Genomic DNA, 19074 nt, shown 5'->3' on the forward strand with positions numbered 1-19074 from the left:
AGGGCGAGTCACCTGATGACACTATTACAAAATAAACTGGCTCACATCTTTATTTTTAGCAATTGTTGCTAATTTCTCCTCAACGTATTGAGGTGTTATCGTTATTTTCTCTAACGTAATTTCAGATGCTTCAAACGATAAATCTTCAAGGAGCTTCTCCATAATCGTATGAAGTCTTCTTGCTCCAATATTATCTGTATCCTGATTAACTTGATAAGCAATCTCAGCAATCTTACGAATAGCTTCGTCTGAAAATTCAATTTCTATACCTTCAGTCGCTAATAATGCCATATATTGTTTAATTAACGCATTGTCAGGCTCGATTAATATTTTAACAAAATCGTCTGTCGATAATTTTGTTAATTCTACTCGAATCGGAAATCTCCCTTGCAATTCCGGAATTAAATCCGACGGTTTAGACATATGGAACGCTCCAGCTGCAACGAATAAAATATAATCCGTTTTTACTGATCCGTATTTTGTCGCAACATTCGACCCTTCTACAATTGGCAGAATGTCACGTTGCACACCTTCACGTGATACATCTACGCTATTCGACTGCTTACCAGCAATTTTGTCAATTTCATCGATAAAAATAATCCCGAGCTGTTCAGCACGATAAACAGCCTCTTGTGTAACTTCATCCATATCAATTAAGCGCTGTGCCTCTTCATTTGTCAAGAGTTTTCTTGCTTCTTTTACAGAAAGTTTACGTTTTTTCGTTTTTTTCGGCATAAAACTTCCTAGCGCATCTTGGAAATTCATTCCCATTTGTTCCATGCCAGTTCCTTGTAACATATCAAACATGGAAGACTGTTGTTCAGTCACTTCAATCGATACAATTTCTTCTTCAAGAAGCCCTGCAGCAAGCTTTCTCTCCACATCTTGACGTTTCTTTTCGATTTCAACATCTTCTTGTGTATCAGACGTTTGATTCGAATTTTGAGCGCCTCCAAAAAGCATCTCTAATGGATTTTTGAATCCAGATTGCTTCTCCGGACTCGGCACTAAAATTTCAACAAGACGTTGATTCGCTTGCTCTTCTGCTTTATCTTGAACTTTCACTACCATTTCTTCTTTTACGATACGAACCGATGTTTCCACCAAGTCACGTACCATCGACTCTACATCTCTACCCACATATCCAACTTCTGTGAATTTTGTAGCCTCAACCTTAATAAAAGGTGCTCCAACGAGTTTCGCCATTCGTCGTGCTACCTCTGTTTTCCCAACACCTGTCGGTCCAATCATTAAAATATTTTTAGGCGCAATTTCGTCACGTAAATTTTCAGCTAATTTACTGCGGCGATATCGATTTCTCAACGCTACAGCAACCGCTTTCTTTGCGTCTTTTTGACCGATGATGTATTGATCTAATTTTTCCACAATTTGGCGCGGAGTAAAATGTAAATGCATATAAAATGCCTCCCTTACGATTCTACAATTCTTCAACAATTATGTTGTGATTCGTATAAACACAAATATCGCCAGCAATCTCTAAACTCGCTTTCGCAATTTGCTTCGCTGTTAAGTGTTCACTTGCATATTGCTTTAAAGCACGACCTGCAGAAAGTGCATAATTCCCACCAGATCCAATTGCTAAAATACCATCATCCGGTTCAATCACTTCTCCTGTACCTGAAACAAGGAGCATAGTTGTTTTATCCATGACAATGAGCATCGCTTCTAGCTGACGTAACATTTTATCGCCACGCCATTGTTTTGCCATTTCAACAGCAGCACGCTGCAAGTTGCCATTATACTCTTCTAATTTCCCTTCAAACATTTCAAAAAGAGTAAATGCGTCAGCAACTGATCCTGCGAAACCAGCTAAAACTTTACCTTGGAAAAGTTTACGAACTTTACGAGCTGTATGTTTCATTACAACAGCATTTCCCATTGTCACTTGGCCATCTCCAGCCATTGCACATTCTCCATTATGATGAACTGCAAATATCGTTGTAGCGTGGAAATTTCCCATAGAAAAAACTCCTTTATTTGTTTTTATAGCTTTTAAAGCAATTTATGCCCGCGGGTGATGCTTCATGTAAACAGAACGCAATCTTTCTTTAGAGACATGCGTATAAATTTGTGTCGTCGACAAATTTTCATGGCCTAATAGCTCCTGTACAGTACGTAAATCCGCCCCTTCATCTAGCATATGTGTAGCAAATGTATGCCTTAACATATGGGGACTTATCCGCATTGTCAGCGAAGCCTTTTTAATGAGTTCATTTAAAACATAACGAACCCCACGACTTGTTAGCGGTGTACCTTTCGCATTTAAAAATACCATATGAGAATCTTCGTCAGTCTTATTAACTAACTGTTTTCTCCCATTCTCTATATAAGTAATTAAAGAATCTTGCGCATAGCTTCCGAACGGAATATACCTTTGTTTTTTTCCTTTTCCCATTACTAAAATTGTTCCCACCGCAAAGTCAATATCGGTAAGTTGTAAATTGACACATTCACTCACACGGATCCCAGTCGCATACATCAACTCTAATAAAGCTTGATTCCTTTGACCTAATGGCGTTTCCGTGTCAGAAACTTCAAATAATTCCTCTAACTCTTCAGCATATAAAAACTTTGGGATTGACAATTCTTTTTTGGGGAGTGACGCAAGTGCAAACGGATTATCCTTTCGATAACCTTCACGCATCAAAAAACGATATAAACTTCGTAAGCTTGATACTTTTCTTGCGACAGATTTACGGGCTAACTTTTCATCGTGCAACGTCGTTAAGTACAAACGAACATCCGCGTATGTAACGTCTAAAAAAGAGGATATGCCTTCTCGTTCCATAAATTGCACAAAATGTTCTAAATCATTTTGATAACTTGCAATTGTATATTTTGAATAATTTCTTTCAATTTGTAAATATCCAACGAATAATTGTAACAATTTCTTCACATTCACACAACTCACCTGTTATGAAGTGACCTTTGTCAATAGTTTTTCACCCATAATATTTTTCTTGATGGCATACAAAAGCTTCAGAAATAAGATCTATCGACAGTTAACCACTCTGTTATTCGTGGATTGGTTACCTCAGGTTAATGGTTCGTCGTTAGGCTCTTATAATCTCACTGCGTGGATCACACCTTTTCAAATTCTAATAAATAGCTTGTTTATCAGAATTTCAGCCATGCCAGAAGAGGTGAGTCATAGATAGCCAGACCTGTAATTCACTATCTCTGAAGCTCATCTATGCCATCAATTGATACCTTTGGTTTCTAACTATGAATGAATCAATCAACTTCATATCCTTCCCTCTTTATTTTCGGTGAATTTTACCTGTTTCTAATCCCCATATAAAACACCCCAGTTCTCTTGCGATAGCTGTAACGGCAACATTTCTAGGTTTCCCTTGATATATCATGCGATAATATTTTCTTTGTAACCTTTCTACAGCCTGATCCGCATAAGCAATCACTTCGCTTCGTTGCCCTTTTTGTCTTGCTTTCACTCGCTTCGATTTTAATCCGATTGTTCCTTTTACCAACGCATTTGCACATTCTACAAGAGTAGACCTAACGGTCGAATTTCCTTGTTTTGTAATCGAACGTCGACTGATTTTTTCTCCACTTGAGCTTTCGCTTGGTGTCAATCCTACATAAGCCATAAATGCTTTAGCCGTGGGAAAACGAGTGAAGTCTGCAATTTCCACATGAACAGTCATTGCCGATGTTGTATCTATACCTTTTAAGCATCTTAAATTTGCGATTGGTTCTTCGTACCTTTCACGATGAGATAATTCTTCTAATCTCAGACTGAACCGCTCAATTTTATCGACTAGAACATCATACTGTAATAGGTATTCGCCTAACGTTTCTTTGAATAATCCTTGTAGATCAAGATTCTTTAACCATTTCATATAAGCGATTGTCCAGCTTGATTTCCCTTCATACACATAGCCATGCCTTAAAAGGAATGCTTTTATCTGTTGTTTTATTTTTTTCAAAGATGTTTTAAAATCACCTAACATGCGGATATACTCTTTCACGGCAACATCCTCTTCTTCTGGAACATATACTTCTTTATAGGTGCCATTTGCTAAATTAAGAGCAATCATTTTGGCATCGAATTTATCATTTTTAACCATTTTATTTTTTGATGAACTGTACATTGTTGTGGGAGCTAAAATATCACAATCAATTCCATTTTGTTCAAGAAGATTATGAAGTGAATACCCTAAACAACCAGCCTCATATCCAGCTTTAATTTTTATATCTTCACCATATTTTGTTTTCAGTTTCTCAACGAATTTTTTTACGAGAGATACATTTGAAGCACATCGTGCTTCTCTTACAATTTCCCCAGTTGTTCCGTGTAGTGCACATAAGCTAAAACTTTCCTTGTGGACATCCATCCCAATATAGATTATATTTTCCATAGTGGCCTCCTATTATCATAGGGTATAACCCCATTCATAATGTTTTCATTCATTATTATGGGTTAAAATCCCTGACTTGATAATCTAGGAGGTCGCTTCATATTATCTCAATAAAGGCTACTAAATCGTATCACAACTTAGTAGCCTTTGCAAGAAATTTAACTAAATATTCACAAAATTTCGAATCGTTTCTAAAGCGCGTGCTGCGTACGCTTCATTTCGTTCTGCTTTCTTTTTAATCTTCTTCTCTAACGGTGCAAATAGACCGAAGTTCGCATTCATCGGCTGGAAGTTTTTAGCGTTCGTTGCCGTAATGTAATTTGCCATGCTACCCATCGCAGTTACTGGCGGTAATACAACTGGCTCTTCACCTTGCACAAGACGCGCAGCATTAATTCCTGCTAATAATCCTGATGCTGCTGATTCAACATATCCCTCTACTCCAGTCATTTGACCAGCGAAGAATAAATCATCACGTTGTTTATATTGATATGTTGGACGAAGCAAATTAGGTGAATTAATAAACGTATTACGATGCATTACACCATAACGTACAATCTCTGCATTTTCCAATCCCGGAATTAACTGTAGCACTTCTTTTTGCGGTCCCCACTTTAAATGAGTTTGGAAACCTACGATATTGTATAAAGTTCCCGCTGCATCATCTTGACGTAACTGAACAACAGCATATGGCGTTTTCCCTGTTTTGGGATCTTCCAATCCAACAGGTTTCATAGGTCCAAATACTAACGTCTGTCTCCCTCTACTTGCCATAACTTCTACTGGCATACAACCTTCAAAGAAAATTTCTTTTTCAAACTCTTTTAAAGGCACTGTCTCAGCAGCAATTAGAGCCTCATAAAAACGATCGAACTCTTCTTCTGTCATTGGGCAATTTAAATATGCAGCTTCACCTTTGTCATAACGCGATTTTAAATACACTTTATTCATGTCAATGCTGTCTTTTTCTACGATTGGGGCTGCAGCATCATAGAAGTAGAAATAATCTTCTCCTGTTAATTCTTTCAATTTTGCAGAAAGATCAGGAGATGTTAATGGACCTGTAGCAATAATTGTCGGTCCCTCTGGAATATCTGTAATTTCTTCATTCATTACAGTTACATTTGGATGGTTCTTTACGTATTCTGTTACTTTAGCTGCGAACTCATGACGATCTACAGCTAAAGCACCTCCAGCTGGTACAGAGCACTCATCCGCCGCACGAATAATTACAGAATCCATTAAGCGCATTTCCTCTTTAATAACTCCAACTGCATTTGTTAAAGTGTTTGCACGAAGTGAGTTACTACATACTAATTCAGCGAATTTATCTGTGTGATGAGCTGGCGTTTGCCTTACCGGTCTCATTTCATATAATCTAACTTGGACACCACGTTTTGCAATTTGGTAAGCTGCTTCACTTCCTGCAAGACCTGCGCCAATGACGTTTACTACTTGTGTTGTCATTTATATCACCTTTCCTTTTCTTCCCGAAAAAAATGTGAGCAGTTACGCTCACATTTGTTGTTCTTCTTCATAATCGCACGAAATACATTGTACTTGCACGCCTTTTTTCAACTTTTTCTCTACAAGCATGCCTTCGCACTTCGGACACTTACGACCAATTGGCTTATCCCAAGATACAAAGTCGCATTCCGGATACGTACCGCACCCATAGAAAAGACGTTTCTTTTTATTACTACGGCGTTCAATAATTTGACCCTTATCACACTTTGGACAAGTAACACCGATTTCTTTCACAATCGGCTTTGTATTACGACAATCTGGGAAATTCGAGCAAGCCATAAATTTCCCGTATTTACCCATTTTAAAGACCATTGGGTGATTACATAATTCACAATCTTCCCCAGCTGGTTCATCTTTAATTTCCACTTCACGCATTTCTTTTTCCGCTTTTTCTAAACGCGGTTCAAAACCTACGTAGAAATCATCAACAATTTTTACCCAATTCGCATTTCCTTCTTCTACTTCATCAAGGCTTTGCTCCATATTGGCAGTAAATTCAATGTTAATAATTTCTGGGAAAAACTCTAAAATAAGTTCAATTACTATTTCACCAAGTTCAGTCGGAACGAAGCGTTTATTATCCAAACCTACATACCCACGCTTTTGAATTGTTTCAAGTGTAGGTACATATGTTGACGGTCTTCCAATTCCAAGTTCTTCAAGTGTTCTTACTAGGCGAGCCTCTGTATAGCGCGGAGGAGGTTGTGTAAAATGTTGCTTTGGTTCTAAATCCTTTGAAAATACAGTTTCCCCTACTTCTAAAGGTGGCAACATCTTATCCTTTTCTTCAGCACCATCATCTTTTGACTCTACATACACTTTCATAAATCCTGGGAACTTTACAACCGATCCACTTGCACGGAACTGAACATTGTTATTAATGAGTCTCGCTGTCACAGTATCCATTATAGCAGACGCCATTTGACTTGCAACAAATCGCTCCCAAATCAATTTATATAATCGAAGTTGATCACGACCTAAGAAACTTTTTAGTTCCTCTGGCTTTCTCATTACCGAAGTAGGACGAATTGCCTCATGCGCATCTTGCGCATTTGACTTTTTCGTTTCTTTCTTCTTTTCTGTTCCTATGTATTCCGTACCATACGCTTCAGTGATGTAAGTACGAGCCTCTGTTTGAGCTGTTTCTGAGATACGTGTTGAATCAGTTCTCATATACGTAATAAGACCTACAGTTCCTTGTTTTCCAAGATCTATCCCTTCATACAATTGCTGTGCAAGCATCATTGTTTTCTTTGCTCGCATGTTTAACTTACGTGCTGCTTCTTGTTGCAAGGAAGATGTTGTAAACGGTAATGCAGGATTACGTTTTCGCTCTTTGCGCGTTACATTTTCAACTGAAAACGCATTGTCTTTCATCTGTTCAATTATTTCATTCACTTGCGTTTCATTTGTTAATTGAACTTTTTCACCATCTACACCGTAAAAGCTTGCTTCAAATGTGTCTTTTCCTTTTACAAATTCTGTTTTAATTGTCCAGAATTCTTCAGGTTCAAAGTTTTGAATTTCCCTTTCACGCTCGATGATTAAACGAACTGCTACAGATTGTACACGTCCTGCACTTAATCCTTTTTTTACTTTCTTCCATAATAAAGGACTAATATTGTAACCAACAAGACGATCAAGTATACGTCTTGCTTGTTGTGCATCCACTAAATCCATATTAATTGCACGAGGATGTTTAAATGATTCTTTGATTGCATCTTTCGTAATCTCATTAAACACAACCCGACAATCTGATTCAACGTCCACATTTAACGTATTCGCTAAATGCCAAGCAATCGCTTCCCCTTCACGGTCTGGATCGGCCGCGAGATAGACTTTCTTTGCTTTTTTCGCCGCTGATTTTAAATCTTTTAAGACGGGACCTTTACCACGAATGGTAATATACTTCGGGGTGAAGTTGTTCTTTACTTCTATCCCCATTTGACTTTTTGGCAAATCGCGAACATGTCCCATAGACGCGACAACTTTGTATTTTTTCCCTAAATATTTCTCAATGGTCTTCGCCTTAGAAGGCGACTCCACGATTACGAGGTAATCTGACATGCTAGTGCCTCCTTAAGAGGTGGATTCAAGTCTTCATTAATCTTATTGATTTCTCTTGTTTTTGTCAATCAAGAATGAATATACCATACAGTGCCAATCTACCATTTGTCAATAATTGTTTAATAAAAACATAAAAATATAAGGTTAATTTAAAATCTCTTCCAAGATATCTTCTGCATTTCTTACTAGTTTTGCTCCTTGCTGAATAAGATGATTCGTTCCCGATGCCCCCTCTACAAATATAGGTCCAGGAAGCGCAAACACCTCTCTATTTTGCTCTAACGCAAGGTCTGCAGTAATAAGTGTTCCGCTTCTCGATTTCGCTTCTACAACTAAAACACCTTTACTTATACCACTAATAATCCGGTTCCTTTTTGGAAAATACCATTTTTTCGGTGCATAGTGCGGCGGATACTCTGTCAATAACAATATATATTCCTTCCACATTTCATATAAATGTCTATTTTCTTTCGGATACATAAAAGACAATCCATGCCCTAATATCGCAATAGTCGGGCAATGATGCCTTACTGTAATCTCATGAGACATTGTATCTATCCCTTTTGCAAACCCACTGACAATAAGCCACTCTCTTTCTAATAAAGGGTGTAAAATAAACTTCAAACTCTCATGACCATATAATGATGGTTCTCTCGTTCCAACAACTGCTAATTTATTTACTTTATTCAGGAAATCTTTCTCTCCTTTTCCATATAAAACGAAGGGAGGGTCTTGCATTTCACGTAATAATTGCGGATAATCTTCATCCCATATCGTTATATAAAAAATACGATTTCTCTCTAAATAAGATATATATTGCGGAAGATTTGAATTTTGAAGAAATTTTACTAGTTCTGAAGATTTTTTCGAGGATATTCCAGTGTAGTGTTCCATTTGTTTTTCGTTAAAATTATATATGTTCTTTAATTCTGGATCGACATATAGTAGCCTCTCCATCGCTTTCCAATAATCTGCTAGCAAGTAATGAACATGTAATAACCTCTCTCTTTTCATCTTGATTCTCCTTACCCATAATTTTTATTATGTAAACAGAAAAAAGTGTAAAAAGACACCCTCAAGTAAGAAGGTGTCTTTCAACAGATTAATAGTTTTTACAAGTCTCAAATAAACCTTTTTCTTTTAAAACAGAGATTAGCGTTTCTCCCATAACTGCTGGAGTTTCAGCTACTTTAATGCCACAAGCTTCCATTGTTTTAATCTTTTCAGCAGCAGTTCCTTTACCGCCAGAAATGATTGCACCAGCATGGCCCATACGTTTGCCAGCAGGCGCTGTTTGACCACCAATGAAGCCTACAACAGGTTTTGTCATATTAGCTTTTACCCATTCAGCTGCCTCTTCTTCTGCTGTACCGCCGATTTCACCAATCATAATTACAGCATGTGTTTCTTCATCTTCATTAAATGCTTTTAACGCATCAATAAAGTCTGTACCGTTAACAGGGTCTCCGCCGATACCTACAGCAGTAGATTGGCCAATACCTTCTTGTGTTAACTGATGTACAGCTTCATAAGTTAATGTACCAGAGCGAGATACGATACCAACATGACCTTTTTTATGAATATATCCTGGCATAATACCAATCTTACATTCATCTGGTGTGATTACACCTGGGCAGTTTGGTCCAAGTAAACGTGTATGTTTACCCGCCATATATCTCTTTACGTTTACCATATCTAATACAGGAATCCCTTCAGTAATACATACTACTAAATCAATTTCTGCATCAACAGCTTCCATAATTGCATCTGCCGCAAAAGCGGGTGGAACGTATACAACTGAAGCGTTTGCGCCTGTTGCTTTCACTGCATCTTCTACTGTATCAAATACTGGTACACCTTCAATATCAGTGCCGCCCTTACCTGGTGTTACACCACCGACAATTTTCGTACCGTATTCAATCATTTGTTTTGTATGGAATAAACCTTGAGAACCTGTAATACCTTGAACAATAACTTTTGTATCTTTATTAACTAATACGCTCATTTTTCTCCCCCGCTTTCTATTAGCCCACTAGTGAAACAATTTTTTGTGCACCGTCTGCCATAGATTCTGCTGCAACAATATTTAAGCCAGACTCATTTAAAATTTTCTTACCTAGTTCTACGTTTGTGCCTTCAAGACGTACAACTAAAGGTAACTCAAGACCTACTTGTTTCGTTGCTTCAATAACACCTTCTGCAATAACATCACACTTCATAATGCCACCAAAAATGTTAACGAAGATACCTTTTACATTTTTGTCAGAAAGGATAATTTTGAATGCTTCTGTAACTTTTTCTGCAGTTGCACCGCCACCAACATCTAAGAAGTTAGCTGGGTCACCGTGGTAATGTTTAATGATATCCATTGTAGCCATCGCTAAACCTGCACCATTAACCATACAACCGATATTTCCATCTAAAGGAATGTAGTTTAAGTCGTATTTTGAAGCTTCAATTTCTTTTGAATCCTCTTCATCAAGATCACGAAGCTCTAAAATGTCTTTATGGCGATATAACGCATTAGAATCAAAGTTTAATTTTGCATCTAATGCCATAACTTTACCTTCGCCTGTTGTAACAAGTGGGTTAATCTCAGCGATAGAGCAATCTTTTTCGATAAACGCACGATATAAGCCCATCATAAACTTCACAGCTTGTCCTACAAGCTCTTTTGGAATATTGATGTTAAATGCAATTCGGCGCGCTTGGAAACCTTGCAAGCCTACTGCTGGATCAATATATTCTTTAAAGATTTTTTCAGGTGTTTTTTCTGCTACTTCTTCAATTTCTGTTCCGCCTTCTTCAGACGCCATTAAAACAACTTGAGAAGTTGCACGATCTAAAACTAGACCTACATAATATTCTTTTTTAATATCGCAACCTTCTTCGATAAGTAAGCGTTTTACTTCCTTACCTTCAGGACCTGTTTGATGTGTCACAAGTGTAGTTCCTAAAATGCTTTCTGCATATGTACGAACTTCATCTAAATTTTTCGCAACTTTTACTCCGCCAGCTTTGCCGCGTCCACCAGCGTGAATTTGTGCTTTCACTACACATACATCTGTTCCTAATTCTTTCGCTGCTTCTACAGCTTCTTCTACTGTAAACGCAACCTTCCCGTTCGGAACGCTAACCCCATAGCTTCTAAGGACTGCCTTACCTTGGTACTCATGGATATTCATGGTCCCATCCTCCCCTGTTTTCCTGTTTTACTCGAAAAGTTTTTTAATGTTTAAAAAACATTACATTGCCATTGTATAAGATGATTGGCACGCTGTCTACAATAAAGTGTCAGAAAACTGAAATCGCTTTATTCTTTTTCGAAAATAGTAATGTTTATATGCCAAAATAAAAAAATAAGCTGTATATTTACAGCTTATTTTTGAATCATATCTTTAATTGGTGCGAATGACTTGCGGTGTTCATCTAGTACTCCATGCACTTCAATTGCCTCTAAATGTTGCTTTGTGCCATATCCCATATGTTGCTCAAATCCATATTCAGGATACTTCTCTCCCAGTTCTTTCATCATACGATCTCTCGTTACTTTTGCTATAATGGATGCTGCTGAAATCGAAACACTTTTCGCATCACCTTTAATAATTGATGTTTGCGGAATTGGTGTAGGAAGCTTCATCGCATCAATTAATAAATGTTGAGGTGTACAAGATAAATTTGCAACTGCATCTAACATCGCTTGTTTCGTTGCTTGGTAAATATTAATGTCATCAATAACTTGCGGTGATACAATTCCTACTCCAATTGCAATTGCTTGTACTTTTATTTCATCATAAAAACGCTCACGTTTCGCTTCACTCAACTTTTTCGAGTCATTTAACCCTGGAATATAAAAATCCTCAGGAAGAACGACAGCTGCCGTCACAACAGGCCCAGCCAATGGCCCGCGCCCTACTTCATCAATACCCGCGATATATGTGACCCCTTTTTCACGCAAAGCATTTTCATACTTGGACATTTCAAAAAACTTCTCTTTTTCTTTCTGTTCTAACTCTTTTTGTTTATACCACTTCAAAACGAGCTTTTGAACACCTTTTCGATCATCTTTCATTAACAGCTGAAAGCGATCATCTTCTTCATTCATAATTTCTTTCAATACATTTTCCGCTTCTTTTATCGTCATAGTTTGCATTTATACAAGCTCCTTTTTAAACATATCCAAAAAGAAAAGACGCACAAACGCACGTCTTATACTTCTTCTATTTTTTCCACATCTTCCACTTGCTCTCCAAACTCTTCCGGTGTTTCAAACGTCATTTTTCCAAGTTTGCCACCACGAAGCTCACGAAGCACAAGCTCAGATGTCTTATCATAATCAATCATTCCGCCGCCCATTAAGCAGCCTCTATTTTTTCCAATTGCATCGAATAATTCCACAATATCTTCTGGAATCTCATTTAAATTATAGCGTTCTTTCAAGCGTTCTGGATAATGTTTCTCCATAAAACGTAATGCGTAAACAGCTACATCTTGTAAATTTAAAATTGAATCTTTAATTGCACCCGTTGTCGCTAAACGAAGACCCACTAATTGATCTTCAAATTTAGGCCACAGAATACCTGGTGTATCTAACAATTCCATTTCCTTCCCAACTTTAATCCATTGTTGAGCTGTTGTCACACCTGGACGATCTCCTGTTTTAGCAATATTTTTCTTTGCCAATTTATTAATCAATGTAGATTTACCAACATTTGGTATACCTACAATTAATGCACGAATCGCTCTCGGTCTAATACCTTTTGCAACCATTTTATCAAATTTTTCTTTAACAAGCACTTTACAAGCTGCTGCAATTTCCTTCATACCTTGTCCAGCTTGCGCGTTAATCGAAATTGCCATATGGCCTTTTTCTTTAAAATATGCGATCCATTGTTTTGTTAAACGATCATCCGCCATATCCGCTTTATTTAAAACAACAAGCCTTGGCTTATGTGTAATGATTTCATCAATCATTGGGTTTCGAGATGATAATGGTAATCGAGCATCTACAAGTTCAATTACAACATCAATTAATTTTAATTTCTCCGTTACTTGGCGTCTAGCCTTCGCCATATGCCCTGGAAACCATTGAATTACCATGTTGCCACCTTCTTTTTCATTTATTTCACAATACGTGCGTCTTCTAACGGCCAATATAACATATTAGCTTTACCAATTACTTGATCCATTGAAATCGTACCGATTGAACGGCTATCTTTACTAAAACGACGATTATCACCTAAAACAAATAATTGATCTTTTGGAACGGTTTTCTTGCCTGTCATTTCTTCAAGATTAAAATCATATGTAAGCGGTCCGTCAGCAATTTGCTTTTTCTGCTTGTCTAAATACGGCTCCTCATAAGCCTTTCCGTTAACATACAGTTTATCATTACGATACTCTATTTCATCGCCTGGCAGGCCTATAATGCGCTTAATGTAATCTTTATCTTCTGTTGCTCGAAATACGATAATATCAAAGCGTTTTGGATCTCCAATGTGATAACCAATTTTATTCACAATCATTCGATCACGATCATGTAAAGTAGGTGCCATCGATACCCCGTCTACGAGAATTGGCGCAAAGAAAAACTGTCTAATAACACCAACTAATACAACAGCAATCAAAATTGCCTTAATCCATTCCCAAAGTGAACTCTTCTCTTTTTTCATGCATTTCCCCTCCACGGTTATGTAAACTGCTCGTATTATACCAAAATTTCATATAGATTGGAAAAAGGGAGCTTGTGCATTTACAAGCTCCCATACATGTCTTATCGAATTTCTTTAATACGTGCTTTTTTACCGCGAAGGTTACGTAAGTAGTATAACTTAGCACGACGTACTTTACCACGGCGAAGTACTTCGATTTTCGCGATTCTTGGCGTGTGAACTGGGAATGTACGCTCAACACCTACACCGTAAGAAATCTTACGAACTGTGAATGTTTCACTGATTCCGCCACCACGACGTTTAATTACAACACCTTCGAAAAGCTGAATTCTTTCACGAGTTCCCTCAACAACTTTTACGTGTACACGTAAAGTGTCACCAGGACGGAATGAAGGAAGGTCAGTTTTTAATTGGCCTTTTGTAATTTCTGCGATTAATTGTTGCATATTAAATTCTCTCCTTTAAACAGATGCTCTTATAAAGTCTTAATAAATTACAGCGGAACATCGTTAATACGGCTACTGATTTCAGTAGCACAAATGTTATAATAGCATATTACTAGGCCTGTTGCAATAGCAAATATATGAAGTTATTACTGCTCTCGCTTTATTTCCTCAAGCCATTTTTTCTCTTGTTTAGATAACTCTCTCTCATCTAACAAATCCGGTCTACGCGTATACGTTCGACGCAAAGATTCCTTATGTCGCCATTCATCAATGTTTTTATGATTCCCTGACATTAATACATCCGGTACCTTCATACCACGAAAATCAGCCGGACGTGTATAATGAGGATGCTCTAATAAACCTGTACTAAACGAATCCTCTACTTGTGAAGCATGATTTCCTAGCACACCTGGCAAGAGACGTACAACACTATCAGTAATAACCATAGAGGCTAATTCTCCGCCCGTTAATACATAGTCACCAATAGAAATCTCATCCGTTACGAGATGCTCACGAATTCGTTCGTCATACCCTTCATAATGCCCACATACGAAGATCAAATGTTCTTCCCCTGCAAGCTCTTCCGCTTTCTTCTGCGTAAATCTTTCGCCCTGCGGACACATTAAGACAACTCTAGGCTTACGCTCTGTCTCTTTCGTCAAATCTTCTACAGCATCAAAAATAGGCTGAGGAGTAAGCACCATACCAGCTCCTCCGCCGTAAGGATAATCGTCTACACTATTATGCTTACTTGTTGTATAATCACGAAAGTTAACAACACGAAGGTTTACCGCTTCTTTTTCTTGTGCCTTCTTTAATATAGAAGATCCAAATACACCGGTAAACATGTCTGGGAACAACGTTAAAATATCAATTTTCATTATAGCAGCCCTTCCATTACATGAATGGTTACTAATTTATTTTCAATATTAACTTGAAGTACAACGTCATCGATATAAGGAATTAAGAGATCTTGACCCTTCGGGCGTTTAATTACCCAAACATCATTTGCACCAGGAGATAGAATCTCTTTGATTGTCCCTAGCGCTTCTCCTTCTTCCGTTACAACACTGCAACCAATAATTTCATGATAGTAGTATTCACCTTCAGCAAGTTCACCTAACTGCTCTTCTGGTACTTTTATTAAAGAACCTTTAAACTTCTCTACTTCATCTACATTGTTATATCCTTCAAATGTTAATAAATCGAATGTCTTATGTTGGCGATGAGAAGTTACCTTCACCGGAAGGTAGTCTGTGCCTTTCTCATTCGATATGTATAACGTGTTTCCTACTTTATATCGCTCTTCTGGAAAATCAGTACGAGAAATAACACGGATTTCTCCTCTTACGCCATGAGTATTTACAATTTTCCCTACGTTAAACCATTTTGTCATAAATAGTATGTCACCCCTGGTTTCTATATAAATTAAGCATCTCCATTTCACAGATGGAACATGCACTCTCTATTTAAATGTTAAAAAAGGGAGAGGAATAACTCCTCGCCCTTTTTTACGTTTATTGAATTTCTAGTGTTACTTTTTCATCATTATGATGTCCCACTGAATACAAGAGCATTCGAATCGCTTTCGCAACTCTCCCTTGCTTTCCAATGACTTTTCCAACATCCTCAGGATGTACAGTTAATCGATACTTTATCTCTCCGTTGCAAAGTTCCTGTGTAACTTTTACATCTTCAGGATAATCGACAAGAGGCTTGACAATCGTCTCGACTAACTTCTTCATAGTCATTGCCTCAATTACTTACCTTGTTTAGATAAGTGGAATTTCTCCATGATACCTTGGTTAGAGAATAAGTTACGAACTGTATCAGATGGTTTAGCACCATTTCCTAACCATTTTAATGCTGCTTCTTCGTTGATCTTAACTTCAGCTGGTTGAGCAACTGGATTGTAAGTTCCGATTTCCTCAATGAAACGTCCGTCACGAGGAGAACGAGAATCTGCAACAACTACACGATAGAAAGGAGTTTTTTTAGCTCCCATACGTTTTAAACGAATTTTAACTGCCATTTATAAAGCACCTCCGAATTTATTTCACACAGATAATTATATTAGCAAAAAGACTATTGCTTTGTAAAGTATTTTTTCTTAACAGAGCCATCTTTTTTTCCTTACATGAATGGAAACTTCAATCCACCTAGTCCTTTTTTCTTACCTTTTTGCATTCCCGTCATCGTCTTCATCATTTTTTTCATGTCATCGAATTGTTTAATTAGACGATTGATTTCTTGTACAGTTGTACCGCTACCTTTGGCAATACGCTTTTTGCGACTAGCATTGATTATTTCCGGTTGTTCTCGTTCTAATTTAGTCATAGAACGAATAATTGCCTCAATATGCCCAATTTGTTTTTCATCAACTTGTGCATTTTTCAGCCCTTTAATTTTATTTGCACCAGGAAGCATTCCTAACAATTCATCAAGCGGCCCAAGTTGACGCACTTGTCCAAGTTGTTCTAGGAAATCGTCAAGCGTAAACGAAAGCGTACGCATTTTTTGCTCAAGTTCTTTCGCTTTCTCTTCATCAACTGTAGCTTGCGCTTTTTCAATCAATGTTAAGACATCGCCCATCCCTAAAATACGGGATGCCATACGCGCTGGATGGAACGCTTCAATTGCATCTAGTTTTTCACCCATACCAGCAAATTTAATCGGCGTGTTTGTTACAGCCTTAATAGATAATGCAGCACCACCGCGCGTATCACCATCTAATTTCGTTAATACAACACCTGTTAAACCTAACTGTTCATGGAAACTTTGCGCAACATTTACCGCGTCTTGTCCCGTCATCGCATCGACAACAAGGAAAATTTCATCCGGTTTCGCAACTTCTTTAACTTTCGCTAATTCATCCATTAGTTCTTCATCAATATGCAGGCGACCCGCTGTATCGATTAAAACATAATCGTGATGATCTTCTTTTGCTTTTGCAATCGCTTGTTTCGCAATTTCAACAGGACTTACTTGATCTCCTAAAGAGAATACAGGCATGTCCAATTGCTTCCCTAATGTTTCAAGCTGTTTAATCGCTGCTGGACGGTAAATATCCGCTGCAACAAGCATCGGTTTACGGTTATGCTTTTTACGAAGCAAATTCGCAAGCTTACCTGTCGTCGTTGTTTTACCCGCACCTTGCAGACCAACCATCATAATAACAGTCGGTGGCTTATTAGCAACAGCAATTTTGCTTTGCTCTCCGCCCATAAGTTCTGTAAGTTCTTCCTGTACAACTTTAATTACTTGTTGTCCAGGTGTCAAACTTTTCATTACATCTTGTCCGACAGCACGTTCAGACACACGCTTCACAAAATCTTTTACTACTTTAAAGTTAACATCTGCTTCTAAAAGAGCTAGACGAACTTCTCTCATCATTTCTTTCACATCGGCTTCAGAAACTTTTCCTTTGCCGCGGATTTTTTGCATTGTCTGTTGAAGTCGGTCGGCTAATCCTTCAAATGCCATATTGCCGCCCTCCTAATCTAATTTTTCGATAGCTTCAACAACTTGTTTCATTTCTTCATTTACATGCTCTTCTTCGCTGATTAGCTGTTTTAGCTTTGCAACAAGTCGCTGTCGCTCTTGAAACTTTTGAAGTAATACTAATTTTTCTTCATATTCTTCAAGCATCGCTTCAGTCCGTTTAATATTATCATACACGGCTTGGCGACTTACATCAAATTCTTCCGCAATTTCACCAAGAGATAAATCATCTAGATAATAAAGCGACATATAACTTCTTTGTTTTTGCGTTAACAACGATTGATAAAAATCAAATAAATAGTTCATTCTCGTTGTTTTTTCGAGCATGTTGGATCATCCTTTGTTAAGTGATTTCCCTTTACATGAATTAGTTTACATGTAGTCCAAAAGAGTGTCAAGTTTTTTTCTTAACATCATATATTTTTTATAGAAAAAGAAGCGGAAATACCGCTCCTTTCACTTATACTTCTTCTGTTTCTACTAAGTTCGCAAATAAACCATACACATATTGTTCTGGATCAAACTGTTGCAAGTCATCCATTTGCTCTCCTAATCCAACAAACTTCACTGGTACATCCATTTCGTTACGAATCGCTAATACAATACCACCTTTAGCAGTTCCATCTAACTTCGTTAAAACAATACCAGTTACATTCGTTGCTTCACGGAATGTTTTCGCTTGGCTTAAACCGTTTTGTCCTGTTGTTGCATCAATAACAAGTAATACTTCATGAGGAGCACCTGGTACTTCACGCTCAATTACACGCTTCACCTTCTCTAATTCTTTCATTAAATTTACTTTATTTTGCAAGCGTCCTGCTGTGTCACATAGTAATACATCTACCTTACGTGCTTTCGCAGCTTGTACAGCGTCATACATAACCGCCGCTGGATCAGATCCAGATCCTTGTTTAATCACTTCTACACCAACGCGATCGCCCCATACTTCTAATTGTTCAATCGCTCCAGCACGGAATGTGTCTCCTGCCGCTAATAGGACTGACTTACCTTCTGATTTAAACTTATGCGCCAGTTTACCAATTGTCGTCGTTTTTCCTACACCATTAACACCAACAAATAAAACAACCGTTAATTGGTCCTCTTGCATATTAATTTCGTTACTAAAATCGCTGTCGCCTTTGTAAATTCCTACTAGTTTTTCTGAAATAACAGCTTGTACTTCTTTTGGATCTTGAATGTTACGACGTTGTACTTCTTCTTTCAATTGGTCAATTAATTCCATTACCGTCGCAACGCCAACGTCTGCACCGATTAAGATCTCTTCTAACTCTTCGAAAAAATCTTCGTCCACTTTACGGTAACGATAAACTAAATCATTCACTTTATCCGCAAATGAATTTCTCGTTTTTTCTAATCCTTGTTTAAATTTCTCTGTAACTGTATCCGTTTGTTTTGAAATTTTTTCTTTTAGTTTTTTAAAAAAACTCATACTTTCCCATC

The 19074-nt window shown here is 37.6% G+C and carries 20 protein-coding genes; all 20 read right to left on the bottom strand.

Annotation, left to right across the window (positions count from 1 at the left end; genetic code table 11):
• Positions 1-24: 24 nt before the first annotated feature.
• The gene (gene hslU, locus MHH55_RS13155) at positions 25-1416 is read right to left on the bottom strand and encodes an ATP-dependent protease ATPase subunit HslU (protein WP_000550078.1); all 1392 of its coding nucleotides are present in this window, start codon (positions 1414-1416) and stop codon (positions 25-27) included.
• A 22-nt stretch (positions 1417-1438) separates the two neighbouring features.
• On the bottom strand, positions 1439-1981 hold the full coding sequence (gene hslV / locus MHH55_RS13160; protein WP_000526272.1) for an ATP-dependent protease proteolytic subunit HslV: 543 nt from the start codon (positions 1979-1981) through the stop codon (positions 1439-1441).
• 42 nt (positions 1982-2023) lie between these two features.
• Positions 2024-2923 (bottom strand): tyrosine recombinase XerC, encoded by a 900-nt coding sequence (gene xerC / locus MHH55_RS13165; RefSeq protein WP_001101243.1) that lies wholly within the window; start codon positions 2921-2923, stop codon positions 2024-2026.
• A gap of 358 nt (positions 2924-3281) precedes the next feature.
• A complete protein-coding gene (locus MHH55_RS13170; RefSeq protein ID WP_340880263.1) occupies positions 3282-4400 on the bottom strand; it encodes an IS110 family transposase in 1119 nt (372 codons plus the stop codon).
• 162 nt (positions 4401-4562) lie between these two features.
• The gene (gene trmFO / locus MHH55_RS13175) at positions 4563-5867 is read right to left on the bottom strand and encodes an FADH(2)-oxidizing methylenetetrahydrofolate--tRNA-(uracil(54)-C(5))-methyltransferase TrmFO (protein WP_000213002.1); all 1305 of its coding nucleotides are present in this window, start codon (positions 5865-5867) and stop codon (positions 4563-4565) included.
• Between the two features lie 48 nt (positions 5868-5915).
• The gene (gene topA / locus MHH55_RS13180; RefSeq protein WP_001286963.1) at positions 5916-7994 is read right to left on the bottom strand and encodes a type I DNA topoisomerase; all 2079 of its coding nucleotides are present in this window, start codon (positions 7992-7994) and stop codon (positions 5916-5918) included.
• A gap of 144 nt (positions 7995-8138) precedes the next feature.
• Entirely contained in the window at positions 8139-9008 is an 870-nt protein-coding gene (dprA, locus tag MHH55_RS13185) for a DNA-processing protein DprA (RefSeq protein WP_078186355.1), read from the bottom strand.
• A gap of 88 nt (positions 9009-9096) precedes the next feature.
• Entirely contained in the window at positions 9097-9999 is a 903-nt protein-coding gene (gene sucD / locus MHH55_RS13190; protein ID WP_000115178.1) for a succinate--CoA ligase subunit alpha, read from the bottom strand.
• Between the two features lie 19 nt (positions 10000-10018).
• Positions 10019-11179: an ADP-forming succinate--CoA ligase subunit beta gene (sucC, locus tag MHH55_RS13195; protein ID WP_001020791.1), complete on the bottom strand. Its 1161-nt coding sequence runs from the start codon at positions 11177-11179 to the stop codon at positions 10019-10021.
• Positions 11180-11373: 194 nt separating this feature from the next.
• Positions 11374-12147 (bottom strand): ribonuclease HII, encoded by a 774-nt coding sequence (locus MHH55_RS13200; RefSeq protein ID WP_001194265.1) that lies wholly within the window; start codon positions 12145-12147, stop codon positions 11374-11376.
• A gap of 56 nt (positions 12148-12203) precedes the next feature.
• Entirely contained in the window at positions 12204-13094 is an 891-nt protein-coding gene (gene ylqF, locus MHH55_RS13205) for a ribosome biogenesis GTPase YlqF (protein ID WP_000236704.1), read from the bottom strand.
• Positions 13095-13114: 20 nt separating this feature from the next.
• Positions 13115-13666 carry a signal peptidase I gene (gene lepB / locus MHH55_RS13210; RefSeq protein ID WP_078186356.1) on the bottom strand — a complete coding sequence of 184 codons (552 nt, stop codon included), beginning with the start codon at positions 13664-13666 and terminating at the stop codon, positions 13115-13117.
• Positions 13667-13767: 101 nt separating this feature from the next.
• A complete protein-coding gene (gene rplS / locus MHH55_RS13215) occupies positions 13768-14112 on the bottom strand; it encodes a 50S ribosomal protein L19 (RefSeq protein ID WP_001186516.1) in 345 nt (114 codons plus the stop codon).
• Between the two features lie 146 nt (positions 14113-14258).
• Positions 14259-14993, bottom strand: coding sequence for a tRNA (guanosine(37)-N1)-methyltransferase TrmD (gene trmD / locus MHH55_RS13220; protein WP_000686903.1), 735 nt, complete (start codon positions 14991-14993; stop codon positions 14259-14261).
• Positions 14993-15508, bottom strand: coding sequence for a ribosome maturation factor RimM (gene rimM, locus MHH55_RS13225; protein ID WP_000170278.1), 516 nt, complete (start codon positions 15506-15508; stop codon positions 14993-14995). Before rimM ends, trmD begins: the two co-directional genes overlap by 1 nt.
• A gap of 121 nt (positions 15509-15629) precedes the next feature.
• Complete coding sequence (locus MHH55_RS13230; RefSeq protein ID WP_000737401.1) at positions 15630-15857, bottom strand: KH domain-containing protein; 228 nt, start codon at positions 15855-15857, stop codon at positions 15630-15632.
• Between the two features lie 14 nt (positions 15858-15871).
• Positions 15872-16144, bottom strand: a complete 273-nt coding sequence (rpsP, locus tag MHH55_RS13235) for a 30S ribosomal protein S16 (RefSeq protein ID WP_000268750.1) — start codon at positions 16142-16144, stop codon at positions 15872-15874.
• A gap of 101 nt (positions 16145-16245) precedes the next feature.
• Entirely contained in the window at positions 16246-17595 is a 1350-nt protein-coding gene (gene ffh / locus MHH55_RS13240; protein ID WP_078186357.1) for a signal recognition particle protein, read from the bottom strand.
• Between the two features lie 12 nt (positions 17596-17607).
• The gene (locus MHH55_RS13245) at positions 17608-17940 is read right to left on the bottom strand and encodes a putative DNA-binding protein (protein WP_000891062.1); all 333 of its coding nucleotides are present in this window, start codon (positions 17938-17940) and stop codon (positions 17608-17610) included.
• A gap of 133 nt (positions 17941-18073) precedes the next feature.
• The gene (gene ftsY / locus MHH55_RS13250; RefSeq protein WP_000007655.1) at positions 18074-19063 is read right to left on the bottom strand and encodes a signal recognition particle-docking protein FtsY; all 990 of its coding nucleotides are present in this window, start codon (positions 19061-19063) and stop codon (positions 18074-18076) included.
• Positions 19064-19074: the final 11 nt, after the last annotated feature.

This window comes from Bacillus sp. FSL K6-2944 (assembly GCF_038005385.1).
Classification (GTDB): domain Bacteria; phylum Bacillota; class Bacilli; order Bacillales; family Bacillaceae_G; genus Bacillus_A; species Bacillus_A cereus.